25 protein-coding genes are annotated in these 24,132 nt (G+C 60.8%); 7 read left to right on the top strand and 18 right to left on the bottom strand.

All coding sequences use genetic code 11. The features are described from left to right. The first annotated feature begins 142 nt into the window (after positions 1-142). Entirely contained in the window at positions 143-619 is a 477-nt protein-coding gene (locus tag PMI03_RS16995; RefSeq protein ID WP_007695519.1) for a DUF1772 domain-containing protein, read from the top strand. A gap of 12 nt (positions 620-631) precedes the next feature. On the opposite strand, the gene pyrC is transcribed toward PMI03_RS16995, so the two are convergent. The 5 genes from pyrC to PMI03_RS16970 form a co-directional block, all read right to left on the bottom strand. After that, the gene (gene pyrC, locus PMI03_RS16990; protein WP_007695518.1) at positions 632-1,672 is read right to left on the bottom strand and encodes a dihydroorotase; all 1,041 of its coding nucleotides are present in this window, start codon (positions 1,670-1,672) and stop codon (positions 632-634) included. A gap of 96 nt (positions 1,673-1,768) precedes the next feature. Next, positions 1,769-2,401, bottom strand: coding sequence for a nucleoside triphosphate hydrolase (locus tag PMI03_RS16985; RefSeq protein WP_007695517.1), 633 nt, complete (start codon positions 2,399-2,401; stop codon positions 1,769-1,771). After that, positions 2,398-3,204, bottom strand: a complete 807-nt coding sequence (locus PMI03_RS16980; RefSeq protein WP_012650897.1) for an ATP-binding cassette domain-containing protein — start codon at positions 3,202-3,204, stop codon at positions 2,398-2,400. Before PMI03_RS16980 ends, PMI03_RS16985 begins: the two co-directional genes overlap by 4 nt. Then, complete coding sequence (locus PMI03_RS16975) at positions 3,180-4,244, bottom strand: ABC transporter permease (RefSeq protein WP_007695515.1); 1,065 nt, start codon at positions 4,242-4,244, stop codon at positions 3,180-3,182. Before PMI03_RS16975 ends, PMI03_RS16980 begins: the two co-directional genes overlap by 25 nt. Positions 4,245-4,422: 178 nt before the next feature. Further along, positions 4,423-5,448 (bottom strand): sugar ABC transporter substrate-binding protein, encoded by a 1,026-nt coding sequence (locus tag PMI03_RS16970; RefSeq protein ID WP_007695513.1) that lies wholly within the window; start codon positions 5,446-5,448, stop codon positions 4,423-4,425. A gap of 252 nt (positions 5,449-5,700) precedes the next feature. On the opposite strand from PMI03_RS16970, the gene PMI03_RS16965 reads away from it, so the two are divergent. Continuing rightward, on the top strand, positions 5,701-6,948 hold the full coding sequence (locus PMI03_RS16965) for an ROK family transcriptional regulator (RefSeq protein ID WP_007695511.1): 1,248 nt from the start codon (positions 5,701-5,703) through the stop codon (positions 6,946-6,948). Continuing rightward, positions 6,932-7,363: an RbsD/FucU family protein gene (locus PMI03_RS16960; RefSeq protein ID WP_007695509.1), complete on the top strand. Its 432-nt coding sequence runs from the start codon at positions 6,932-6,934 to the stop codon at positions 7,361-7,363. Before PMI03_RS16965 ends, PMI03_RS16960 begins: the two co-directional genes overlap by 17 nt. 3 nt (positions 7,364-7,366) lie before the next feature. Here PMI03_RS16960 and PMI03_RS16955 read toward each other — a convergent pair whose 3' ends face one another. The 6 genes from PMI03_RS16955 to PMI03_RS16930 form a co-directional block, all read right to left on the bottom strand. Then, positions 7,367-8,404, bottom strand: coding sequence for a 4-hydroxyproline epimerase (locus tag PMI03_RS16955; protein WP_007695507.1), 1,038 nt, complete (start codon positions 8,402-8,404; stop codon positions 7,367-7,369). 14 nt (positions 8,405-8,418) lie between these two features. Further along, positions 8,419-9,129 carry an SDR family oxidoreductase gene (locus tag PMI03_RS16950; RefSeq protein ID WP_007695505.1) on the bottom strand — a complete coding sequence of 237 codons (711 nt, stop codon included), beginning with the start codon at positions 9,127-9,129 and terminating at the stop codon, positions 8,419-8,421. 10 nt (positions 9,130-9,139) lie between these two features. Continuing rightward, a complete protein-coding gene (locus PMI03_RS16945; protein ID WP_007695503.1) occupies positions 9,140-10,387 on the bottom strand; it encodes an FAD-binding oxidoreductase in 1,248 nt (415 codons plus the stop codon). Between the two features lie 110 nt (positions 10,388-10,497). Then, complete coding sequence (locus PMI03_RS16940) at positions 10,498-11,799, bottom strand: alpha/beta hydrolase (RefSeq protein ID WP_007695501.1); 1,302 nt, start codon at positions 11,797-11,799, stop codon at positions 10,498-10,500. A gap of 534 nt (positions 11,800-12,333) precedes the next feature. After that, complete coding sequence (locus tag PMI03_RS16935) at positions 12,334-13,215, bottom strand: aldo/keto reductase (protein ID WP_007695499.1); 882 nt, start codon at positions 13,213-13,215, stop codon at positions 12,334-12,336. Between the two features lie 40 nt (positions 13,216-13,255). Next, the gene (locus PMI03_RS16930) at positions 13,256-14,104 is read right to left on the bottom strand and encodes an oxidoreductase (protein WP_007695497.1); all 849 of its coding nucleotides are present in this window, start codon (positions 14,102-14,104) and stop codon (positions 13,256-13,258) included. A 132-nt stretch (positions 14,105-14,236) separates the two neighbouring features. Between PMI03_RS16930 and PMI03_RS16925 the strand changes: the two genes are divergently transcribed. Further along, positions 14,237-15,166, top strand: coding sequence for a LysR family transcriptional regulator (locus PMI03_RS16925; RefSeq protein WP_007695496.1), 930 nt, complete (start codon positions 14,237-14,239; stop codon positions 15,164-15,166). A 2-nt stretch (positions 15,167-15,168) separates the two neighbouring features. Here the strand turns inward: PMI03_RS16925 and PMI03_RS16920 are convergent, their stop codons facing one another. After that, complete coding sequence (locus tag PMI03_RS16920) at positions 15,169-15,822, bottom strand: TetR family transcriptional regulator (RefSeq protein ID WP_007695494.1); 654 nt, start codon at positions 15,820-15,822, stop codon at positions 15,169-15,171. A gap of 11 nt (positions 15,823-15,833) precedes the next feature. Continuing rightward, positions 15,834-16,532, bottom strand: coding sequence for a class I SAM-dependent methyltransferase (locus tag PMI03_RS16915; RefSeq protein WP_007695492.1), 699 nt, complete (start codon positions 16,530-16,532; stop codon positions 15,834-15,836). A 227-nt stretch (positions 16,533-16,759) separates the two neighbouring features. Between PMI03_RS16915 and PMI03_RS16910 the strand changes: the two genes are divergently transcribed. After that, a complete protein-coding gene (locus PMI03_RS16910) occupies positions 16,760-17,707 on the top strand; it encodes an SDR family oxidoreductase (protein WP_007695490.1) in 948 nt (315 codons plus the stop codon). A 47-nt stretch (positions 17,708-17,754) separates the two neighbouring features. Here PMI03_RS16910 and PMI03_RS16905 read toward each other — a convergent pair whose 3' ends face one another. Beyond that, positions 17,755-18,261: a BA14K family protein gene (locus tag PMI03_RS16905; protein WP_012650888.1), complete on the bottom strand. Its 507-nt coding sequence runs from the start codon at positions 18,259-18,261 to the stop codon at positions 17,755-17,757. A gap of 138 nt (positions 18,262-18,399) precedes the next feature. Here PMI03_RS16905 and PMI03_RS16900 point away from each other — a divergent pair, with 138 nt between their 5' ends. Together PMI03_RS16900 and PMI03_RS16895 are read left to right on the top strand one after the other, a co-directional pair. Next, positions 18,400-18,849, top strand: coding sequence for a MarR family winged helix-turn-helix transcriptional regulator (locus PMI03_RS16900; RefSeq protein WP_007695487.1), 450 nt, complete (start codon positions 18,400-18,402; stop codon positions 18,847-18,849). Further along, positions 18,846-20,402, top strand: coding sequence for an MDR family MFS transporter (locus PMI03_RS16895; RefSeq protein ID WP_007695485.1), 1,557 nt, complete (start codon positions 18,846-18,848; stop codon positions 20,400-20,402). Before PMI03_RS16900 ends, PMI03_RS16895 begins: the two co-directional genes overlap by 4 nt. A gap of 2 nt (positions 20,403-20,404) precedes the next feature. Here the strand turns inward: PMI03_RS16895 and PMI03_RS16890 are convergent, their stop codons facing one another. The 4 genes from PMI03_RS16890 to PMI03_RS16875 form a co-directional block, all read right to left on the bottom strand. Further along, a complete protein-coding gene (locus tag PMI03_RS16890) occupies positions 20,405-21,265 on the bottom strand; it encodes a WcbI family polysaccharide biosynthesis putative acetyltransferase (protein WP_007695483.1) in 861 nt (286 codons plus the stop codon). A 69-nt stretch (positions 21,266-21,334) separates the two neighbouring features. After that, positions 21,335-22,393: a GSCFA domain-containing protein gene (locus PMI03_RS16885; protein ID WP_007695480.1), complete on the bottom strand. Its 1,059-nt coding sequence runs from the start codon at positions 22,391-22,393 to the stop codon at positions 21,335-21,337. Continuing rightward, the gene (locus PMI03_RS16880; protein WP_007695477.1) at positions 22,390-23,265 is read right to left on the bottom strand and encodes a WcbI family polysaccharide biosynthesis putative acetyltransferase; all 876 of its coding nucleotides are present in this window, start codon (positions 23,263-23,265) and stop codon (positions 22,390-22,392) included. The genes PMI03_RS16885 and PMI03_RS16880 overlap by 4 nt, the downstream gene beginning before the upstream one ends. Before the next feature lie 400 nt (positions 23,266-23,665). Next, on the bottom strand, positions 23,666-24,091 hold the full coding sequence (locus tag PMI03_RS16875; protein WP_007695475.1) for a helix-turn-helix domain-containing protein: 426 nt from the start codon (positions 24,089-24,091) through the stop codon (positions 23,666-23,668). Between the last annotated feature and the right edge of the window lie 41 nt (positions 24,092-24,132).

Raw genomic sequence — 24,132 nt, 5'->3', positions numbered from 1 at the left:
CGGCGGTTTCCAGAAGCTTCGGGGGATTTGCACGCGTTCGTTCTCGGCAGCGGCCTTATCCCCGGCTACGCCGCCACTGGCTTCTCCGAAACGTGGGTCGCAGGTATAAGAGAATCATCACATTTTGAAGAGGAGGAGCTTCATGGTGCCGATCACGAATATCGCTCTTATCGCGGCTGCGCTCGGCAGTGGCCTCATCGCCGGTATTTTCTTTGCGTTCTCGACCTTCATCATGCAGGCCTTCGCCCGGCTCCCCGCCGAACAGGGTATCGCCGCCATGCAGTCGATCAACACGACGATCCTGCGCTCGCCCTTCATGGTCGTGTTTCTACTGACCCTCGCTTTGTCGGTGTTCATCGCCGTGATGGCGATCGTGCATTGGCGAGGCGGTGTCAGCATCCTGATGCTTGCCGGCGCCGCGCTCTATATCGTCACCACGTTTGTCTCGACGATTGTCTTCAATGTCCCGCTAAACGACGCGCTGGACAAGGTCGATGGCCGCACAGCTGAAGCAGCCGAGCTATGGGCAACCTATCTCAGCGATTGGACGAGATGGAACCATCTGCGGACGGCAGCCTCTCTGCTGGCGTCCTGCGCCTTCGTGCGGGCTCTCTTTTAGAGGGTCGCAGGCTTAGCCTTCGACGTCCCAATGCAGCGGGAACATCGGGTCGAACACGGTAACCGTGCCTGCTCCGGTTTCGATCTTTTCGGGGAAGGTCACTGATTCCACGCGGCGGATAAGCGTGATCCGCTCCTCGTTGGGCGCCAGCCCGTACCAGGCAGGGCCGTTCAGCGAGGCGAAAGCCTCGAGCTTGTCCAGCGCGCCGTCCTGTTCGAAGACGTGCGCCAGGCAGCTCATCGTATTGATCGAGGTATAGATGCCGGCGCAGCCGCAGGCGCATTCCTTCAGCGGATCGACATGCGGGGCGGAATCCGTACCGAGAAAGAACCTGCTGTCGCCGCTCGTCGCAGCCGCGCGTAGTGCCAGGCGATGGCTTTCGCGCTTGGCGACCGGCAGGCAGTAATAATGCGGCCGGATACCGCCAACGAGGATGGCGTTGCGGTTGATGATCAGGTGATGGGTGGTAATTGAGCCGGCGAGATTGGCCTTGGCCGACTTGATATAGTCGATGCCATCAGAGGTCGTCACATGTTCCATGGTGACCTTCAGCTCCGGCAGGCGCTGGCGCAGCGGGTCGAGCACGGTTTCGATAAAGACGGCCTCGCGGTCGAAAATATCCACCTCCGGCGTCGTCACTTCGCCATGGACGCAAAGCGGCAGGCCGATCTTCGCCATGCGCTCCAGCGTCGGCATTGCCTTATCGAGATTGCGCACGCCGCCGTGGGAGTTGGTCGTCGCACCCGCCGGATAGAGCTTGACGGCGGTGATGAGGCCGCTCTTCTTGCCCTCTTCGACATCGTCGGGATTGGTGTGCTCGGTGAGATAAAGCGTCATCAGCGGCTGGAAGCGATCACCGGCCGGCAACGCTTTCAGAATGCGCTCGCGATAGGCCGTGGCATCGGCCGTGGTGACGACCGGCGGCACCAGGTTCGGCATGATGATGGCGCGGGCGAAATGCCTTGAGGTATCGCCGATCACGCCTTCCAGCATGGCGCCATCGCGCAGGTGCAGATGCCAATCGTCGGGGCGGCGGATGGTGAGCTTTTGCATGGGCGCGAACCTCTGGATGGTCTCATGGTGTCGCGCTTCGATAGCACCAACCGCTATCGCAAAACAATCGCCTATGCCACGGAAATGATACCGGGCTCAGTCCTGAACGATATAGACGGTGGCATCGGCGGGGCGACGGTTTTCCAGGATCAGGCGGCCATTGGGCAGATCGTTGCCGTAGACCTTTTCGCGGGCGGCCTCGTCGTCGAGTTCATAGCCCTTCCAGCGATCCCATAGCCGCTGCTCCAGGACTTCCATGGGGGGCGCGAGCATGATCGAATAGTCGAACATGCCTTCCAGCTCCGCCCATTTGCCCTGGCTGAGAAGCAGGTAATTGCCCTCGATGACGATGAAGCGATGATCGGGCGAGACGATGCGGGCCGAGGCGATGGCAAGCTCGCGCGAGCGGTCGAAAACCGGCACCAGCACCTCCTGATCGGCAGCCCGCACCGCCTTGACGATATCGAGAAAGGCGCGCACGTCAAAGCTTTCGGGCACGCCCTTGCGCTTCAGCAGGCCCTTTTCGATCAGGACGGCATTGTCCATGTGGAAACCGTCCATCGGCAGGACCTCGGCGCTTTCGCCCTTGGCCCTCAGTGCTTCGGCCACCTTATCGGCCAAGGTCGATTTGCCGGCGCCGGGCGGGCCTGCGATGGCCACCAGGAACCGTCTTGTATCGCCGGCGCGCGCGATGATCTCGCCGGCGATGTCCTCGAGCGTGGAACTCATGCGGCGACGGTCTCCGGCGGCGCCTTGGCGCCGGTCATGAAGGCGACGGCATCGGACATGGTGTATTCCTTCGGATTGATCACGGTCAGCCGGCGTCCGAGACGGTGGATATGGATACGATCCGCCACCTCGAAGACATGCGGCATATTGTGCGAGATCAACACGATCGGCAAGCCGCGCGAGCGCACGTCGAGGATCAACTCCAGCACCTTGCGGCTTTCCTTGACACCGAGGGCCGCCGTCGGCTCGTCCATGATGACGACCTTGGAGCCAAAGGCGGCGGCACGCGCCACCGCCACGCCCTGACGCTGGCCGCCGGAGAGCGTTTCCACCGCCTGATTGATGTTCTGGATGGTCATCAGGCCGAGTTCGGTCAGCTTGTCGCGGGCGCGCTTTTCCATTGCCGGCCGATCGAGCATGCGGAACACGGAGCCGAGGACGCCTGGCTTGCGGATCTCGCGACCGAGGAACATGTTGTCCGCAATCGAGAGCGCCGGCGACAATGCCAGGTTCTGGTAGACCGTTTCGATACCGGCCTCGCGCGCTTCCATCGGCGACCTGAAATGGACAGCCTTGCCTTCCAGCTTGATCTCACCTTCATCGGGTGTGACCGCGCCGGAAATCGCCTTGATCAGCGAGGATTTTCCGGCGCCGTTGTCGCCGATGACGGCTAGGATTTCGCCGGGATAGAGATCGAAATCGGCGTTGTCGAGCGCGGTCACGCGTCCATAGCGCTTGACGAGGCCACGCGCGGTGAGAAGGGGTTCGCCAGTCGTGGTCATGCCGATACCTTTCTGATCCATTGATCGATCGCGACGGCGCCGATAATCAGCACACCCGTCAGGAGGACCTTCCACTGCGGATCGGCTCCGAGCATGTTGAGGCCCATGGAAACGACGCCGACGATCATGGCGCCGAAGAGCGTACCAAGGATCGAGCCACGGCCGCCGAAGAGCGAGATGCCGCCGATCACGGTCGCAGTAATTGCCTGAAGATTGAAGTCCGTCACCGCCGAAGACGGCGAGACCGAGCCATTACGGCCGATCGAAACCCAGGCGGCGAAGGCCGCGATCAGTCCCGAGACGCCATAGACGGCAAGCAGCACCTTCTTGGTCTGGATGCCCGACAGCTTTGCCGCTTCCGGATCATCGCCGACCGCATAGACATGCCGGCCCCAGGCGGTGTGATTGAGAATGTACCACAGGCCCACCACCAGCAGCACCATGGCGATGACGCCGAGGGTCAGCACCGCGCCGCCGAGCCGGAAGCTGACCGCGAAGAGATGCAGGAGCGGCGCCTTTTCATCGACGTCGGTGTCGCGGATGGTTTCATTGGCGGAATAGATGAAATTCGTCGCCATGACGATGTTCCAGGTGCCGAGCGTCACGATGAACGGCGGCAGCTTCATGTTGGCGACGAGGAAACCATTGAGCAATCCACAAAGGCCGCCCGCAGCCATGCCGGCGATAATGGCGACCGGCGTCGGCAAGCCGTAAGTGACGGCGACATTGCCCATGACGACGGAGGAAATCACCATGATCACGCCGATCGACAGATCGATGCCGGCGGTCAGGATCACCAGCGTCTGCGCCGCAGCGAGAATGCCGACGATGGCGATCTGCTGCAGGATCAGCGTCAAGGTGTAGGCGGAGAAGAAGCGCCCGCCGATGGCAAAGCCAAAGATGATGATCGCCATCACCAATACGATCAACGGCACGGCGGCCGGCGTCGAATGCAAGAAATGCTGCATGCGTTTGAGAAGAGAGACATCCTGGTGCTCAAACGAGGCAACGTTCTTGTCGCTGCCGTCGAGAACACGCTCGAATTCCTGTGCTCCGGTCATTGTATTCCTCCGCTGCCGCGCCGAATTATACGCGGAAACCGCCGGGTGTTGAAACCGGCCGGATCTGAGGTCCGGCCGGCGTTGATGTCAGGAAGGCATGGCCGCGAACCGAAGGACCGCTTCAGCGAAAAATGTGAAGCGGCTCTCGGGTCGGATCATGCCAAATTCAGGATGAGGCTTAGCCCCAGCACTTTGCCGTGCCTTCCTTGGTGTCGATCGACTTCAGGCCGGAAACCGGCTTGTCGGTCACCAGCGAGACGCCGGTGTCGAAGAAGGACTTGCCTTCGGTCGGCTTCGGCTTTTCGCCGGTATCGGCGAACTTCTTGATCGCCTCGACGCCGAGGGCTGCCATCATCAGCGGATATTGCTGCGAGGTGGCGCCGATCACGCCTTCCTTGACAGACTTGACGCCCGGGCAACCGCCGTCAACCGACACGATCAGAACCTGCTTTTCCAAGCCGACGGCCTTCAGAGCCTGATAGGCGCCGACAGCGGCCGGTTCGTTGATCGTGTGGATGACGTTGATGCTCGAATCCTTCTGCAGGAGGTTTTCCATGGCCTTGCGGCCACCTTCCTCGTTGCCGTTGGTAACGTCATGGCCGACGATGCGCGGATCGGTTTCGTCGCCGATCTTGTTCGGATCCTTCGGGTCGATGCCGAAGCCGATCATGAAGCCCTGGTCGCGCAGCACGTCGACGGAAGGCTGCGACGGCGTCAGGTCGAGGAAGCCGATCTTGGCGTCCTTGGCCTTGTCGCCGAGCGTCTTGTTGGCCCATTCGCCGATCAGCTTGCCGGCGAGAAGGTTGTCGGTGGCGAAGGTCGCGTCGGCAGCGTCAGCCGGCTCCAGAGGCGTGTCGAGCGCGATGACCAGCAGGCCGGCGTCGCGTGCCTTCTTGACCGAGGAAACGATGCCCTTGGTGTCGGAAGCGGTGATCAGAATGCCCTTGGCACCGCTGGCAATGCAGCTTTCAATAGCGGCAACCTGGCTTTCGCTGTCACCGTCGATCTTGCCGGCATAGGACTTCAGCGTCACGCCGAGTTCCTTGGCCTTGGCGGTCGCACCTTCCTTCATCTTGACGAAGAAGGGGTTGGTGTCGGTTTTGGTGATCAGGCAGGCGGAAACATCGGCAGCCTTGGCCGGCGCGGCAAAAGCGACGCCGATCGCCAGAGCGGCGAGTGCTGCGGAAATAACAGATTTCTTCATTCAATCCTCCCAAGATTTGAAAAACCGGGATCCCCCGGCCACTCCGGCTCGCACTGAGTCCGGCTTCAAGACGTGCCATGTCCGTTTAGATTTCTTCCCGCTGGACCGCCTCCAAGGCCATGCGCACATCCTCGACGAGACATATCTGACCCTAAAGATTTCGCCCTGTCAATAAATAAATCCGATTGAATTATTAATCTGATGTGGCATTTTGATGAAAAATAGGGCATGGCCATGATGGAAGGAGGGCCAATGTCTCCCCCGCAAGATCCTGAGGAAACGCCGACATCACCCTTGATTCTCGACCCCAGCGGGGGTGCGAATCAGGTTCGCGTCCGCGCGCATAACGAACGGCTGGTGCTGTCGCTCGTGCGCCGCCACGGCGCTTTGTCGAAAGCCGACATCGCCCGGCGCAGCGGCCTGTCGGCGCAGACCGTCTCCGTCATCATGCGGGCGCTGGAGAAGGACGGGCTGCTGTCGCGCGGCGAACCGGTACGCGGGCGGGTCGGGCAGCCTTCCATTCCGATGCGGCTCAATCCGGATGCGGTGCTCTCCTTCGGCGTCAAGATCGGCCGGCGCAGCGCCGACCTCGTGCTGATGGATTTCGTCGGGCAGATCCGGATGCAGCTTCATCAGATCTATCCCTATCCGCTGCCGCAGGACATCCTGTCCTTTGTCACCTCGGGCATCCAGGAACTCGAATCGCGCCTCAACACCGAGGAACGCGGCAGGCTTGCCGGGCTTGGCATCGCGGCGCCCTTCGAGCTCTGGAACTGGGCGGAGGAGGTCGGTGCGCCTGATGGCGCGATGGAGGTCTGGCGCGGTGTCGACCTGCAGGCAGAAATCGCCGCCCGCGTGCCCTATCCCGTCTATTTGCAGAACGACGCCACCAGCGCCTGCGGAGCGGAGCTCGTCTTCGGCGTCGGCCCGCATTATCCTGATTTCGTCTATTTTTTCATCGGCTCCTTCCTCGGCGGCGGCATCGTACTGAATTCGTCTATCTTCGTCGGACGAACCGGAACCGCCGGGGCGCTCGGCCCCCTGCCCGTACGCGGGCGCAACGGCGAAACCCTTCAGCTGCTCGAGATCGCCTCGATCTTCGTACTGGAAAATCTGCTGCGCGATCACGGCTTCGATCCACAGCCGCTCTGGTATTCGGCGGACAATTGGATCGATTTCGGCGAACCGCTGGAAATCTGGATCCAGGAGACGGCCAAGGCGTTGGCGCAGGCAATCGTTGCCGCCGCCTCGGTCATCGATTTCAGCGCCGCCGTCATCGATGGCGGTTTTCCAAACTGGGTGCGCGAACGGGTCGTGCGCGCCACCATCAAGGAAGCCGCCGAGCTCGACCTGCAGGGCGTCGTCATGCCCGAAATCATCGAAGGTATGGTGGGGCCGCAGGCGCGCGCCATCGGCGGCGCCAGCCTGCCGATCTTCGCACGCTACCTCATCGATCAAAACATCCTCTTCAAGGAGATAGAGCATGCTGAAGGGCATTGACCCGCTATTGAGCCCCGAGCTGTTGGCGACGTTGCGCGCCATGGGCCATGGCGACGAAATCGCCCTCGTCGACGGCAATTATCCCGGTCTCGAACACGCCCGCCGCCTTATCCGTCTCGACGGTCACGGCGTCGTCCGCGTGCTCGACGCCGTGCTCAGCGTCCTGCCGATCGACGATTTCGTACCGCAGGCGATCTTCCGCGCGACGGTCAGGCAGGACCGCGATGCCATCGATCCGGTGCACGCGGAGATGATCGAGGTCTGCGCCCGGCATGTCCCCGACATCAAGGTCGTGCCGCTGCTGCCGGCGGATTTCTACGAGCGGGTGAAGCAGACGCACGCGCTGGTGCAGACCAGCGAACCGAGGCTTTATGGAAACATCATTCTGCGCAAGGGCGTGATTTATCCGGGATAGTTTTTAGATCTCTCCTGCCAACGGCCCCCAGACATCCGTCAACGCAAAGCCATTCGCCATCGGATCGAACGGATCGAGCGCCACCTGGCTGAGACCGAAGGTGAAACCGCGGCCGGTGATGGTGGGGATGATGGCGGGTTTGCCGGCGACTTCGGTCTCCGCCTGCAGGCCGACCTCGAATTCCGAGCCGATGATCGAGCGGGATTTGAAGACATCGCCGACCCTGGCCTTGCCGCGCGCATGCAGCGTCGCCAGATTGGCGGAATTGCCGGTGCCGCAGGGCGAGCGATCGGCACGGCCGGGCCACATGGTCGTGCAGGTTCGGATCGCACCATCGGCATCGATATCGCGGAACATCACATAGGCGACGCCGGAGATCGCCGGAATTTCCGGATGGACGACCGGGACTGTGCGGTTGATCAGCTCCTTGAGGACCATGCCCGCCTGGACCAGCGATGCGGCATTCGCCTTTCCGATCGTCAGGCCGATCTGGCCGACATCGACCAGCGCATAGAAGATGCCGCCATAGCAGAGATCTAGCTTGATCCTGCCCCATTGCGGCGTATCGATCCCGACATCCAGCTCATGCACGAAGGACGGCACCATGGTAAGGCGGACCTTCTCGCAGCGGCCGTCGCGGCAGGTGGCGGTCGCGCGCACCAGACCGGCGGCGGTCTCGAGCGTCACCACCGTTTCCGGCTCCTTCATCTCGACGATGCCGGATTCGAGCAGTGCCGTGGTCACGCAGATGGAGTTGGAGCCGGAGCTCGCATGCGCCTGATCCGGCTGCAGGATGATGAAAGCGGCGTCGGCATCAGGATGCCTGGCCGGCAGCAGCAGGTTGACCGAGCCGATCGGTGCGCCGCGCGGCTCCAGCACCAGGAAGCGGCGCAGTTCCTCGCCTTTCGGATCGGTGTTCAGCCAGTGCAATTGCTCGGCGACCGTATTGCCAGGGATCTTCGGCACGCCGCCGATGGCGACCCTGCCGATTTCACCCTCGCAATGGACATCCAGCAACTGGATCGTGCGCTTCCATCTCATCTCGGTAACTCCAATCAGACGTGACGGGTGACGCCGCCATCGACGCGGATATTCTGGCCGGTGATATAGCCGGCGCCGTCGGAGAGCAGGAAGCCCGCCGTCTTGGCGATCTCGCTCATCAGGCCGATGCGCTTCATCGGCACCTTGTCGGCGGTTTCCGGCTTGTGGTTGAGGCTGTCGATATAGCCGGGCAGGATGCAGTTCATGCGGATATTGTCGGCCGCATAACGATCCGAATAGAGCTTGGTGAAGGCCCCCGCGGCGGCGCGATAGGTGCAGGAGACCGGGAAGACCAGCGTCGGCTCATAAGCCGCGAAGGTGGTGATGTTGACGAAGGCGCCCTTGCCCTGCTTCTGCATGACCGGCGTCACCAGCCGCGCCATGCGCACCAGCGACAGGATCATCATGTCGGAGCCGAGCGTCCAGTTCTCGTCGGTGATATCGAGCAGATCGCCCTTCGGCGGATGGCCGGTATGGTTGACCACGGCATCGATGCGGCCATAGCTCTTCATCGTCAGATCGAAGATCGCCTGGATATCCTCGGCCTTTTCGGCGACGCCGCGCGAGGCGACGCCACCAAGTTCAGCCGCCAATTTTTCGCAGCTTTCCGAGGGCGACATCAGCGCCAGGCGATAGCCGCCGGCTGCAAGTTCACGAGCGATTGCCTCGCCCATTCCACGGCCGCCGCCGGTGATCAGCGCGACGGGCTTTTCGGTTTCGGACATTTGTTTCCTCCTAGTAGCGATTGATACGGAACGGGGTCATGTCGACCTCAGGTGTCATGCCGGTCATCATATCGGCCATCAGCCGCGCTGTCGTCGCCGAAAAGGTGAGCCCCAGATGGCCATGGCCGGTGGCGTACCAGACGCCGGACACACGCGATGACGGCGAAATGATCGGGATCGTGTCGGGCAGCGCAGGGCGATGGCCCATCCAGTCCTTGGCGTCTTCCACCTGCAGGCCGGGCAGTGCCCGCTGGGCGTGGCGGACAAGGACGCGCGGGCGGCGAAAATCCGGGCGCGCATCGAGGCCGGCCAGCTCGACATTGCCGCCAACGCGGATGCCGCCGGCCGTCGGTGTCACCATGAAGGCGCGATGCGGCCAGATGATCGAATAGCGCATGGCGATGCCGGGCTTCATGATCTGCGTGTGATAGCCGCGCTCGGTCTCGAGCGGTATCGGCTCGCCAAGTGCCGAAGCAATAAACCGCGTACGGACGCCGGCGGCAAGCACGACATCATTGGCCTCCAGCCGCCGCCCATCCTCGAAAAGCACCGTCACGACGCCCTTTGCCTGTCGCTCGACGGTTCTCACAGTACCGGAGGCAAAGGTGGTGCCGAGAGCCCTTGCAGCCTCCACCAGCTTGAGGACGAGCTGATAGGGATCGCGGATCGACTTGTTGTCCGGCAGCAGCACCGCCTTGGCGATATCGGGCGACAGTGCCGGTTCGTAATCGCGGATTTCCGCGCCGGAGAGAATTTTGTGTTCCAGACCGTAACGCCGCAGCAGCTCAATATGGGCACGGTCACCGGCGAATTCGGATTCGGTCTCGTAGATGGCGAGACATCCCTCCTCCGTCATCAGATCCGGCGCGTCGAGTGTATCGAGCATCGCCCTGAAATCACCGAGAGCATAGCGCGACAGGCTCATGCCGGCATCCTCGATCTCTCTCAATCGCGACGGACGACCGGCCGCAATGAAGCGCAGGAACCAGGGCAGCATTTTGGGGGCGTAGGAAGGTCTCAGCCAGACCGGGCCTTCCGGGTCCAGCAGCCAGCGGGGAATTTTTGCCCAGGTGGACGGGCCGGAACCAGCGGCGAAATCGAGCGCGATGCTCGCCATATTGCCGAAGGAGGCGCCCTCGCCCGGTTCGTCCTTGTCGACAAGCGTCACCTGCCGACCGCGCCGTTGTAATTCGAAGGCGATCGCCGCGCCGATGATCCCGGCGCCGACAACGACGACCGTACGCTTGTTTTCGTCCATTCCCAAAGTCCGTCCGCAGAGCACCGCAACATGCGATAAGGCACGACTCTGTGATATATCAGATCACGAGAGGTGGCTATGATGTTTTTCGGAAGTGCTGCGGGCGCGACCTATTGGTTGAGCGCCGCGCCGACATTGCTGCTCGTCGTTGTCACGCTGTCGCCAACGGAACCGACGGTGTTGCCGGCGGATGCGCCGACACGCCGCAGCTGCTCGCCATAGTTCCGGCGGGTGCGCGGATCGAAGATGGCGATCGGCGCGCTGACGGCGGCGCTCGCCGCACTGCCGACCGTCTGTGCCGCACCGAGGGCAACGGCGCCGACCGCATCGCCAATGCCGACATCGGAATCGGTGATGGTCTGCCCGGCGATCAGCCGGTCACCAATCAGTCGCACCACTTCCGGGCTTTCGGCGAATTTGCCATGGTTCAGCCCATCGCCGGTCTTGAGCTTGGTGAGATCGAGCACGGTGATGCCCTGTTTTTCCAACTCGCTGCGATAGGGTTCGACGGTTGGGTCGATCTGGCCGAGGCGATCGACATTGCCGGAAATACGGCGCGACAGCGACAGCGCCCGGTCATCACGCGAGACGAATAGGGTGAAATGCGGCTTGTCCTTGCCGAGGGCGGCGAATTGCTGACCGAAAACATCGACGTCGAGGTCGGGAGAGGCAAGAATGACGTTGGTGATCTTCGGCGCGACGCGGCCGTCGCGGATGGCCATCTGCCGGAGAGCTTCAACGGCAAGCCAGGTGCCCATGGAATGGGCCATGACCGTGATATCGCCGACAGCAGGATCGGAAGCGGCGCGGTGCAGCATCTCTTCCAGCGCATCGCGGGAATAGTTGGTGCTTTCCTTGTCGTAGGCGTAATCAAAAATGCTGGCGCGCGACGGCCAGGTGAAAACGACCGGCGCGACATCGGCATGGGAATCATGGACGATCTGGGCGAAGCGGTAGACGGCGTCCTCGTAGGTATTGTTGAAGCCATGCACGAAGATCAGGACCCGCTTGTTCTTCGGCAGATGCGGGCGCAGCCAGGAGTGAACGTCGGCTTCGGTCGGCAGCGGTCGGACGGCGGTGGTGACGAAATTCTTCAGGGGATCGCCGGGCAGCCTGCTCGGCCATTGCACCTGTCCGACCTTGCGATTGGCTTCCGGCGGGATCGAGATGCTGACGGCGTCCACCTTCAGCCCCGTGCCGCGCTCGCCGGAAAACAGGATCGCCGGATCATTGTCCGGCAGTCGGGTGGTGGCGACCATCAGCTCGACTTTAGTGGTACCTGGCACATTTTCCGCGATCGGCTGCATGACGCCGACCGGGCGGCCACAGGCCGTCAAAGAGAGTGCTGCGACAACGGCGATAGCCCGGAAGATTGTCCTTCCCCATTGGCCGGCATCTTCCATACGCTGCATTACACCCAACCTCATCGTCGCAAGTCCAACGTGGCCGCCACTCTACGCATGAGGGATGATGGTGCAAGCCGCCTTCGCGGTTCCGACCCATATGAACCAGTGCTAATTCATAACAGCGAGGCAAAGAAGCAACGGTTGCCGAAACCGTCGGGGGGACGCTTGCGAAAGCATGGAAAATAAAAAGAGCCCGATGCGGGAGGAGGATGCATCGGGCTCTTGATCCGGATTGGCAACAGGGAGGAGGAGAGTTGCCAATCGATGAAGGAGCGCTGGGAGGAGGAGATGCGCTGCCTTCGAGAGGAGAGATATAATCGCGGGACCGAGATGAACAGGCAATCTTCCGCAATGCAGCAATGCAAGAAACGCAATGCTTTTAATAGCAACCACCTAAAATACCGCATATCTCGGGTATTTCCAGCATTCATCCGCCTATTTTACAGCCGCAAAATGTTGAAAGAGGTGATTCACATAATCGTGATCCCTCACTTTCGGGACGCGGTCGTCAAGCGTGACCGCGTCCTCGCGACAGGCGGCTCAAGCGGCGGCGAATGCCTTCTTGCCTTCGGCATCCAGCGCCGCAAACTCTTCATCCGACAGGGTGATGTTGACGGCGGCCGTATTCTCCTCGAGATGCTTGACCTTCGAGGTGCCAGGGATCGGCAGCATCACCGGGCTGCGCTTCAGAACCCAGGCAAGCGCGATCTGGCTCGGGGCAGCTCCGTGCTTCTTGGCGATGGTGTCAAGCAGCGAGCCTTCCTTGGCGAGTTCACCCGATGCCAGCGGGAACCAGGGGATGAAGCCGATAGTGTGCTTTTCGCAATAGTCGAGCACGTCTTCGCTGGTGCGGTCGATCAGATTGTAGCGGTTCTGCACCGTCGCGACCTTGAAATATTTCGAGGCGGCGTCGATATCGGCAACCGATACTTCGCTAAGGCCCGCATGGCGAATGATCTTGGCGTCCAACAGCGACTTGATGGCGTCGAACTGTTCGGCGGCCGGCACCTTGGGATCGATGCGGTGAAGCTGCCAAAGATCGATCTGCTCGAGGCCGAGATTGCGCAGGCTCTTATGCGCCTGCTGGATGAGATATTCCGGACGCCCCACAGGAATCCATTCTCCGGGGCCGGTCCGCGTCAGGCCGCCCTTGGTGGCGACAACCACCTTCTTGTCGTAGGGATAGAGCGCTTCCTTGATCAGGCGCTCGGAGACGTCCGGACCGTAGGAATCGGCTGTGTCGATGAAATCGATGCCGAGTTCCGGCAGGCGCTTGAGGGTGCGGATGGATTCAGCGTGATCATCCGGCTCGCCCCATATGCCGTAGCCGGTAACGCGCATGGCGCCGAAACCGAGACGATTGACGGTGAGATCGCCGTCGATCTTGAATTGACCGGACTTGGCTGCGTTCAAATCTGACATGCTTTTGGTCCCTTGCACTTGGCCTATAATATCGTTGAACTTATTCGAAATCCGTGGAAGCCGAGACTTGTTCCCAGGCGTCGAACTCGGTCTTGAGCAGGCCGAGCTTTTCGCGAACGAGGCTAATGGCGTCGCGGCCTAACAGAAGATGGGTCGGCGGGTTTTCCGATGCAATAAGCTGCAGCATAACGTGTGCCGCCTTCTTCGGATCACCGGGCTGCTTACCGCTGCGTTCGAGGCGGCGCTGGCGCCACGGCTCGAAGATTTCGTCGTAATCCGAAATCGAGCGCTCAGCGCGCACCATCGAGCGACCGGCCCAATCGGTACGGAAACCGCCGGGCTCGACGGCCGTCACATGGATCCCAAGGCTTTTGACCTCCTTGCCGAGACTTTCGGAAATCCCCTCCAGCGCGAACTTGCTGCCGTGATAGACGGAAAGTCCGGGAAAGGTGACAATGCCGCCCATCGACGTGATGTTGAGGATATGACCGGCGCGGCGCTTGCGCATATAGGGCAGTACGGCCTGGATGAGGGCCACGGGACCGAAGACGTTGACCTCGAACTGGCGGCGCAAGTCATCGATCGTCGATTCCTCCAGCAAGCCCTCATGGCCGTAGCCGGCATTGTTGACGAGAACATCGATGGCGCCGATCTCCTTTTCGACCTCGGCGACGACGGGAGCGATAGCGGCAGTATCGGTAACGTCGAGCAGCTTGCCGAAAGCAGATCCAGGCTTCAGCGCCTCGAATTCGACGCGATCCACCTGGCGGCGCAGCGTGGCGACGACCTTGTGGCCGCCGGCAAGGGCAGCCTCCGCGAGAGCCCGGCCGAAGCCGGTGGAAACGCCGGTGATAAAGAGCGTCTTGGCATCGGACTTTGTATCGGACATGGCGATGTCTCCTTGTTGAATGCGGTCAGGATAGGCCGAGACGACAGTTTCGATAATCTCATCAATTGCAGATGGCCTTTTTAGCAAAACTGATTAATCTCGGCGAAGCACAATGTCGTTCGGAGAGCATGGATGCGTCAGGATATGTTGGACGGGCTGGTGACATTCGTCACCGTCGCTGAGGAGAAGAGCTTCTCGGCCGCAGCCGTGCGGCTTGGCGTATCACCCTCGGCAGTCAGCCAGTCGATCAGCAAGCTGGAGGGCCGGATGCGGCTGGCGCTCTTCAATCGCACTACCCGCAGTGTCAGCCTCACCGAGGCGGGCTTGCGCTATCTCGAGCGCGTCGTTCCCGCCGTGCACGACCTGACGGCCGCCGCTCAGGAGCTTGGCGAAGCTGTCGACAAGCCCGCCGGACTGCTGCGCATCAACGTGGCGCGTGCCGGTTACATGATCGCGCTTCAACCGATCCTGCGCGATTTCCTCGACACCTATCCGGACATCGAGCTGGAGGTACGCATCGAGGGATCGCTGGTCGATATCGTCGGCCAAGGGTTCGACGCCGGCGTCCGCTTCGGCGACCTCGTGCAACGCGACATGGTGACGGTGAAGATCGGGCCGGCTATCTCGGCCCATATTATCGCAGCGCCCGGCTATCTTGGCCGATACGGCATCCCTAGACATCCGCGCGATCTGCTCCACCACAATTGTATCAGCTTCCGCCATTCCTCCAGCGGACAGATCGAACGCTGGGAATTCGAAAAGGACGGCGAGAAGATCGAGCTTGCGGTCAACGGCCGGCTGATCCTCAACGATTCCGCCGCGCTAACCCAGGCTGCTCTGGACGGCATCGGCATCGCCTATATGATCAACGGTTATATCGATCGCTTTCTCGATGACGGACGGCTGGTGCGAATCCTCTCCGACTGGAGCCCGTCACTGACGGGACTTGCGCTTTACTACCCCGACCGCCGCCGCGTTCCGGCCAAGCTTAGGGCGCTGATCGACTTCCTGCGCCAACGTCGGCAGGTCGAACCGCCACAAACAGCCGGCGCCTTCACCTGAGATCAGCGATCCAAGGATCGTTGGCGCACCAGAGCACCGAGATCGGCAAGCGTCGTCCAGAGTTCCCCGAACAAGCGCTGGGCAAAATCCTGCAAAGGCAGATCCTGCGGTCTTTCGTTCCAGCGCTCACCGCCGATACGTACAGCGCTGACGACGATCGCCGATAGCAGGCGCAGATGCAGCAATTCCCCCTCGCCGCCGCCGGACCGCGCATAGAGCGCATCCGTCAATTTCGTCTCGAGCTTGGCATATTTCAACTGATGGCGGGCGCTCAGTACCGGCGTATCATGGATCAAAGCACCGATAGCGAGGCTCTGTGGATCGGCCATAGCGGCAAGCAGTGCCGACGTCAAAGCGCCTTCGATGACGGCGACGATCGATGCGTCCTTGGGCTGCGCGGCAACGGCGTCGGCCAGTTCGTCGGCGAAATTGTCCTGCCAGGCGAAGACCACCTCTTCCTTGCTTGGGAAATAGTCGAAGAAACTGCGTTTGGAGACATCGGCAGCCTCGGTGATGTCCTCGATCGTCGTACCGTCAAAGCCACGTTCTAGAAACAGGGCCAGCGCCGCCGCCTCGATGCGCTCACGCGTCTGGCGACGCTTGCGTTCGCGCCGGCCTTCCTTCACGGCACCATCGATCTCCTGAACATCCGTCATGAAGTCCCCCGTTATGCACCTGCCTCCGGCCGCCCCATATCGGCCGCGCCGGCCTCAGCCGCATAGGCGGCGATTCCAGCATTCTCATTCGTGCTACGATATTCGGAGCCATCAATCGAGAGCTCCAGCGGTTTTCCACGCGATATGCGATAGACGCCCGCCGGCGGAATGTTGCGCACAGTGCCGCCGACGCGCGTCGCCTTCAGGCCGAGGCGATCGAGGATCAGCCGCGGCACCGGACAGCGCGGACCGTAGGTGAACTGATAGAAGGAGCCGCCGGGCTTCATCGTCGCGAAAGCGCCGCCGACGATCGCGGCGATCTTTTCCGGAGGCATAGAAAGCAGCGGCAGACCGCTGACAACAGCGCCGAATGGCGTGTCAGCAAACAGGCCGCATTGGCCGAGCTGCGCCGCATCCATCTGAACCACGCGCGCTTGCGGAAAACGGCCGCGCAGCGGAGCGACGAACTCTTCGCCGAACTCGATCAGGGTCAAATCGCATTCGGAGACGCCACGCGCCAGCAATGCCCGCGTGAAAACGCCGGTGCCGGGACCGAGTTCGAGGACCGGGCCGTCGAGCGGTTCGATCTCCTGCGTCATCAGCCGCGCCAGTCGTTCGCCGGATGGCGCAATCGCCGCAACCCGCATGGGGTCGCTCACCCAGGAGCGGAAGAACTGCACGAAATCGGAGCATGTCGTCTTTGTCGTCATTCCGTTAGTCCCATCTGTGACCAAGAACACCAATTGTGGCGTGATCACGCCACGAGCAGCGTGGCAATTCGAAGGCACAGCAACAAACCCGCCGCTGAAATCAGCGGCATGAAAACCATAACGGCGTCTCATAATCAATGCATTTTTTTAACTATTGTATTTTTGCGTTTAGTGCAATATTTAATCCGATACAGAAATAGCGAAACTCTTCCCCTTGGAGACTGGCAATGCCCGACTGGACCGTGAAAGACATTCCCTCGCAGACCGGCCGTACGGCCGTCATCACCGGCGCCACCAGCGGCATCGGTTATGAAGCCGCCAAGGCGCTGGCAGGCGCCGGCGCCAGGGTGATCATCGCGTCGCGCAATGAAAGAAAAGGCGCCGAGGTGCTGGCTGAGATCCGCGCCGCGGCGCCCGGCGCCGACATTGCCTTCGAACCACTCGATCTCGCCAGCCTCGTTTCCGTCGCCCGCGCCGCCACCCGCATCGCCGCATCCGCGCCCCGGATCGACCTGCTCATCAACAATGCCGGCATCATGGCCATTCCGGATCGGCATGAGACGGAGGATGGCTTCGAGATGCAGATGGGCGCGAATTATATCGGTCACTTCGCCTTGACCATGCGGCTATTGCCGAAGCTCCTTGCCGCAAAGAGCCCGCGCGTCGTCACCGTAAGCAGCCTGGCGCACCGCAGCGGCAAGATCAATTTCGACGACCTGCACTGGGAGGAGAGCTACAGCGCATGGCGCGCCTATTGCCAGTCAAAGCTGGCGACATTGATGTTCAGCCTCGAACTCGACCGGATCGCCCGGGCCGAGGGCTGGAACCTCACGAGCACGGCGGCCCATCCCGGCTACGCGATCACCGGCCTGCAAAGCACCGGCCCGCGCATGGGCCGGAACAGGGCGGGCTGGCTTGAACTGGTTGGCAAGGCGATAGAGCCGATCCTCTCGCATTCGGCGGCGGGCGGCGCCCTGCCGACATTGTTCGCCGCCACCTCGCCTATTGCCGAGGGCGGTGTCATGTATGGTCCTGATGGTTTCTACGAGCTGAAAGGCTCGCCAGTCCGTGCCAAGATCGTGCCCTACGCCCAGAACAACGCCATATGGCGGCGGCTTTGGGAAGTATCGGAGCAGTTGACGGGATTGAAGATGCCGGTGCCGGCTATAGCGTGATATTCGCCCTCTCCCCGCCGAGGCGGGGAGAGGGATTCACACATAAATCACCGCACGACGCATTGCCGGCGCGGACCATTGGTCGGCTGATAGGTGTTGTCGGAGGCGCGATACGACCGATACCGGTTCGCGCACCAGCGAACATGCGCGCTTCCATGCGATGGGCGAGCCACCGCGCCACCGACGATCGCGCCCGCGGTGAAGGCCGCCATCGGATACCACCAGCCATCATTGTAACGGCGATAGCCGGGGCGCGCGTAACGATAGCCGCGATGGCCCTGCCAATAGCCCGGGCGATGATGATAGCCAGGGCGATAATACGGCCGATGATGGGGCCGGTAATGCGGACGATAGTGCGGTCGGTGATGACGATATTGCACCTCGGTCACGCCATTGGCCTGGCCGGTCGTCTGCAAGGCCCCGTTCGTCTGCAAGGCCAGTGGCTGCGGCAGGGGTTGGATTGGCCCCGCAGCGACTGGATTGATGGACGAAACGGCAAGCAAAACACTCAAGGCGGTGGCTGACACCGCCGACAATAATCTCCTCACGGTCATTCTCCTCTCAAGTCCCAACGACATCAGAAAACGCGCAATGATTGAAAAAGGTTCCCGAGGATTCGACCGCTTGCGCAAACTTGAACAGCGTAATATCTATATAGATAGGAAGCCTACCTATTTATAGGATCTGAACGCATGTATGAAACCGGGCACGCCAACGATATTGAAGAGGCTATGGCACTGGCCGAAGCGCTGCGCCCGGCCCTGCATCGCCTCCATCGCCAGCTAAAACGCGAGACCGGCGACACCGGCATCTCGCCGCTGCAGGCGCTTCTTCTCGTCGGGATCATCCGGCAACCGGGCATCGGCGTCGCCGAGCTGGCCCGGCAGGAAAAATTGCGTGGGCCGACAATATCGGGGCATATCAAGGCCATGGAACGCGAGGGCCTTGTCGCCCGCGCCGCGCCCGATCCGCAAGACCGGCGACGCAACGGCCTGATCGCCACGGACAAGGGGTGGACCCTGATCAAGAGCATCAAGCAAAGGCGGACCGACTGGCTCGCCTCCGAACTCGCAAAACTGTCGCCCGAAGCGCGCGCCGCCATTCGCGCAGCGATCGGCCCACTCGGAGCCATCGGACAATGACCGCCCGGAATCAGCAAGCCGCCCCGCAACCGACACTGAGCGAAAGCGGCCCGCCCGACCGCCGCGAAATCCGCGCCGTCATCCTCGGCCTGATGATCGTGCTCGGCCTCGCCGCCATCGACCAGAGTATCGTCGCCACAGCTCTGCCGCGCATCGTCAGCGATCTCGGCGGCGTGACGCATCTGTCCTGGGTGGTCAGCGCCTATGTGCTGGCCTCGACCAGCACCATGCCGCTCTACGGCAAACTCAGCGACCAATATGGCCGCAAGCCGATGATCTACGCGGCAATCCTGATCTTCCTTCTCGGCTCCATTCTGAGCGGCATGGCGCAGACGCTGCTGCAGCTCATTATCTTCCGCGCCATTCAGGGCATTGGCGCCGGCGGGTTGATGCCGCTTGCGCAGATCATCATCGGCGACCTGGTGCCGCCGGCCAGGCGTGGCCGCAGCCAGGGCTCGATCGCCGCCGTCTTTGCCGTCTGCAGCGTCATCGGCCCGGTCGTCGGCGGTGTCATCACCGATCTGCTTTCGTGGCACTGGATCTTTTACGTCAACCTGCCGATCGGCGCGGTCGCCCTTGTCATGATCGGCCGCGCCATGAAGCGGCCACATCAGGCGCGCAGCCGCCGCATCGACTATCTCGGCGCGGCACTCTTGACCGCCTGCACCACCGGCCTCCTGCTGGTACTTGCGCTTGGCGGCAACGAATGGCCCTGGAATTCACCTGAGATCATCGGCCTGTCGGCGGCCTCCCTCATCCTCACCGTCCTCTTTGTCTTCCATGTCCGCCGCGAATCGGAGCCGGTTCTGCCACCCGATCTCTTCCGCAACCGCCTGTTCGTCATTGCCTGCCTTGTGCTCGCCCTGACCTTCATGGGCATGCTCGGCGCGAGCCTGTTCTTTCCGCTGTTCTTCCAGATGGTCATGGGTGTCAGTCCCTCGCAATCCGGCCTGCTGACCGGACCGCTGATGGTCGGCTTCGTCATCTCCTCGATGTTCAACGGACGTGTGCTTCTACAACGCTCCGGCCGCTACAAGCCGGCCCAGCTTTTTGGCCTCGGCCTTGCAACCACGGCCTTCGCCGTGCTCACCTGGGCCGCCGCCGAGAGCCTGGGATTCGCCGTCATCGAACCCTCGATCTTTGCGCTCGGCCTGGGGCTTGGGCTGGTGATGCCGACGATGACGATCGCGGTACAGAACGCCCTGCCCCTCGCCCATCGCGGTGTCGGCACGGCGACGCTTGCCTTCTTCCGCTCGCTCGGCGGCCTGATCGGCGTCACCGGCTCCGGCGCGATCCTTGCCTATCGCGTGCAACAGGCGACTGGCGCGTCCGGCAGCCTGGACATGTCGTCGCTGACCGAAAGCGGCCTGAAGCAGCTCGCCACCGCTTCGCCGGAAGCCCATGCCGCGGCGATCGCGCTCTACCGCCACGCCATCGCCATGACCTTCGCCACCGGAACCGTCATCGTGGCACTGGCACTGATTGCGCTGTTGTTTCTGCCAGAGCTTCCGCTAAGAGCGGACCACGGAGAGGGTGCCAGGCCGCAACGTTGAAATCACTGTAGATTTTCTTCTGCCACAATGGATCTGACGCGATCGTAGCGCTCAGTGAAAAGAGGACCCGGCAGGATCTCCTCGGGAGAGTATTTCCCATACAAGGCGAAGCTTTGCTCGATAAACTTCTCCAACGAAATGAGCCTATAGTCCTGATGCGGCTTGAACATATAGGAGCCCTCGACTCCCAAAACCTCAGCCACCTCCGGATATACCGGAAAACAACACCCAGCCATGATGACGTCAGCGGGCACGATATCGGTCTGGTTTGTTTCGATGCCGCACTGTCGCAGGAAGACGCGCGCGATATCGCGGATGGGGCGAGCCTTGGAGTGATCTATGCCATACATGAAGCTCTCGCGCCGCGACCAGGCTCTAAACGACTCCGATATATCCAGCCCATGCGCGGCAAAGCTTTCCAGCAGCTGCTTCCGCTCGCTCTCCCAGCGGGAAAAGAATCCGCTTCGCTCGAATATATCGCGCCGAAACAAGGCTCGCGTTCTCTCGGCGCTCAATCCCGCTCGAAAGGCCGCCAGCGCGATCATGGAGTGATAGGCGCCCATCGGACCGTTGATGAGCTGCCCTCTCGCGCCGACAAAACAGATGTCCGGATGGTAGGCATCAAATTGTATGGACGGAATTCGGCTCAGCTTTTCCACCGAGGAGAAATCATAATATCCATGCTCGATCTGGGGATGGATCACGATCCGGTCATATGTGGGAATAGTCTGGACGAAATGATCCAGGCTTGCCCGAAGCGTCCAGACATCGACGTGATCGATCTTCACATCATTGGTCAGCAACCTCATGGAGTTTGCAAGGCCGAACGTCTGGGCATTCGAAATAATCAACCATGCTTCCACGGCAGGCTCCCAATGATATCCATATGCCTCTAAACATCTCCCGTAAGCCGGCTACCGGTTTGGGCGGCGTCAGGGGCGCAGCATCTCGATCTCTCGTTCGTCGCAGACAACGGTTTGATACTCGGTCTCGGGAGGCGGCGGCAGCATCACGGCTTTGGGCTCGGCTTCCTTGCTGGGCTGCGAGACGTAGTTCCTGACGAAGCACCGCATCACATGCGCTACACCGAGATGGTTCACCTCACGGTAGTCGTCTTCATAGTAGAGGCCGCCGGCATAGCTTCCGGTGATGATCTCGTAGGACGGGAAATAGTCGATCCAGTCAAAACGCGAGAGCATCTGCTCTGCCACCACGCGCAGCACGGCTTTGCTATAGGTCGTCGAAACCAGGACGTTCCGGTTCTCGTAGGTCGCCACCAGCGGCACCGGGGAAACGGTGAGAAGCACCTTTACGCGAGGATTGACCTCCTTCAATTTCTTCAGGAACAGCGACAGATGACGGTCGACCTCTTCGACGGTGAAATTGACGAATTCATACCGGTTAGGATCGAACGATCCCGCGGTCACCCCGGGCGCAAGAGGAAAGACGGATCCATCCGCCTTCGATCGCCACGATTCCGTCAGCCCCAGCGTGAAGACGAGAACATCGGAATCGAGGAATACCGACCGCACGGCCGCAAGATGTGAACGGCGCGCCTCGACGACGGCGTCCGGGCTTTCATACCCGTCCGGCTCGATCTGCGGACGGTAAGGATCGACGAACCTTCCATCCTTGCGCAACCAGGCTTTCTCCACGGGTTCACGACCTTCGAAGACTTCATCGAAAAGCTGAAGCAGCTGCCGGGCCGTATAGATATTCCCGTAGCGCGCCGAGAAGACGCCGAAATTTCGCTTGGATCTTTCCGCGTCGGACAAATGCTCGCCCTTCTCGGCAATGAAATAATGAAAGCCGATGCGTTGAATCTGGCGCGAGATATGCTGCGCGAAACAACTCCCGGCCGTTGCGACTTTCACTTGCCTGTCGATCTTGAATCTCGGATTGACGATCGGATCGAACATATGCGTTTCCACGCGTGCAACGGAGCGACGCCACAACTGATAGTCATTGATCGTGGAATATGGATTGCTCATGCATCTGCCTCCGCTATCGCCTGTTTTACGCGGTTGAAACGCGTGAGATAGCCCGGCTCGACCGTGATCTCATCCGCCCCATAGTCCGAGTAAGCTTCGAAACTGAGCTCAATGAGTTTCTCCAGCGAGATGAGCTTGTACTCGCCGAAAACCTTAAACATGTAGGAGCCACGAACCCCGAACAATTCGCCTATTTCGGGGTATACCGGAAGACAGACCCCATTCACGATTGTGTCGAACGGCACCAGATCCGTCTTGTTTGTCTCGATGCCGCGGTTCCTGAGAAATGTGCGAGCGACATCGAGGATAGGGTGGGCCTTGGGATGCGCCAGGCTATGCATGAAACTCTCGCCGCGCGTCCAGCGCCTGAAGGGGTTCGTCATATCCATCCCGAAGACAGCGAAGGTGGAGATGAGTCTGTCTCTCGCCGGCTCCCAGCGCGAGAAGAAGCCGCTTTGTTCATATATGTCGCGACGAAACAGCCTTCGCGTCTTCTCGACGCTCAACCCCGCCTGGAAGGCTGCGAGAATAATCATCGACTGATTGGCGGCCAGAGGCTTGTAGATACGTTCGCCGCGCGCGCAGGCGAAACAAAAATCCGGGTGGTAGGCGTCGAACTCAAGGTTCGGAATCTTGTGCAGATTCTCCACCGATGAAAAATCATACCCCATCAGCTCGGCTATGGGATTTATGATCAGCCTATCGTATTTCGGAATCTTCTCGGCGTAATCCGCCATTTCCCTCTTGAATTGCCAAACATCCACACAATCAAGATCGAAACTGTCGCTCAACAACTGCAACGAACGCGCAAGCGCATAAGTATTGCAATTGGAAATCAACAACCAACGCTCCACGGCGCGCCCCCTAAGCACAGGCCAATTCCCAGCAGCCTCGCCATCGCGTGTCGGATTTCGAATAAATAGCCCCTATTCTATTCGAAGATTGCGACGTGGAAGCACCAACAGAGAAACCTCCGAGAAAGATGGAGGTCTATTCTCCAGATATCTCAGCGTTAAGTCATGGAATCTCCAACACCATTTGAGCATTGAAACGAGTAAACTTGCTATGGCCAAGCAATTCTATACAGATAACGTCGGCCCCAGTCGGCTAGCGTCACATCACTATGGAATGCCTTGTATTTCGGTCGGCGGGGCATGAGTTTACCGCTTGAAAACTCAAACGGTCGCAGCCGTGTCGTCCAATCACACGACAGGAAGGCATCCGGGCCAGGCATGTGGGACTTGAAGCCCACCGCGGCGCGCGGAAATCCGGTCAGCGATCCCGTTCCCGCGCGTCATAGCGGATGCGAGCCTCAATGATTTCCCGCTGATTGTTTTCCGTCCAGTTGACCAGCGACTGGATCGTTTTGTGCAAGGTGCAGCCGAGAGATGTCAGCCTGTATTCGACGCGTGGCGGCACCACCGGGAACACGGTGCGTTCGACAATGCCATCACGCTCCAGATGGCGCAGCGTATTGGTCAGCATCCGCTGGCTGACGCCATCGATGCTCCGCTTCAATTCCGTGAACCGCAGCGTGCGCTTTTCAAGCAGGGCAATGACCAGCAGCGACCACTTGTCGGCGATCCTGTCGAGGATCTGCCGGACTTCACAGCCCTCGCGCTGATCCCATTGGAGAATGTCGTAGCCCTCGTCGGTGCTGCTGCAATCACTCGGTGAGTTTGAAGTGCCTTCTTCCATGGGTCCGGAATATGCCTTACCTCAATCATGGTTACAAGAAG

This window comes from Rhizobium sp. AP16, from assembly GCF_000281735.1.
In the GTDB taxonomy this organism is placed as follows: domain Bacteria; phylum Pseudomonadota; class Alphaproteobacteria; order Rhizobiales; family Rhizobiaceae; genus Rhizobium; species Rhizobium rhizogenes.
Note: the sequence above shows the minus strand (reverse complement) of the source record. Positions and strands in the feature narration are given on the sequence as shown.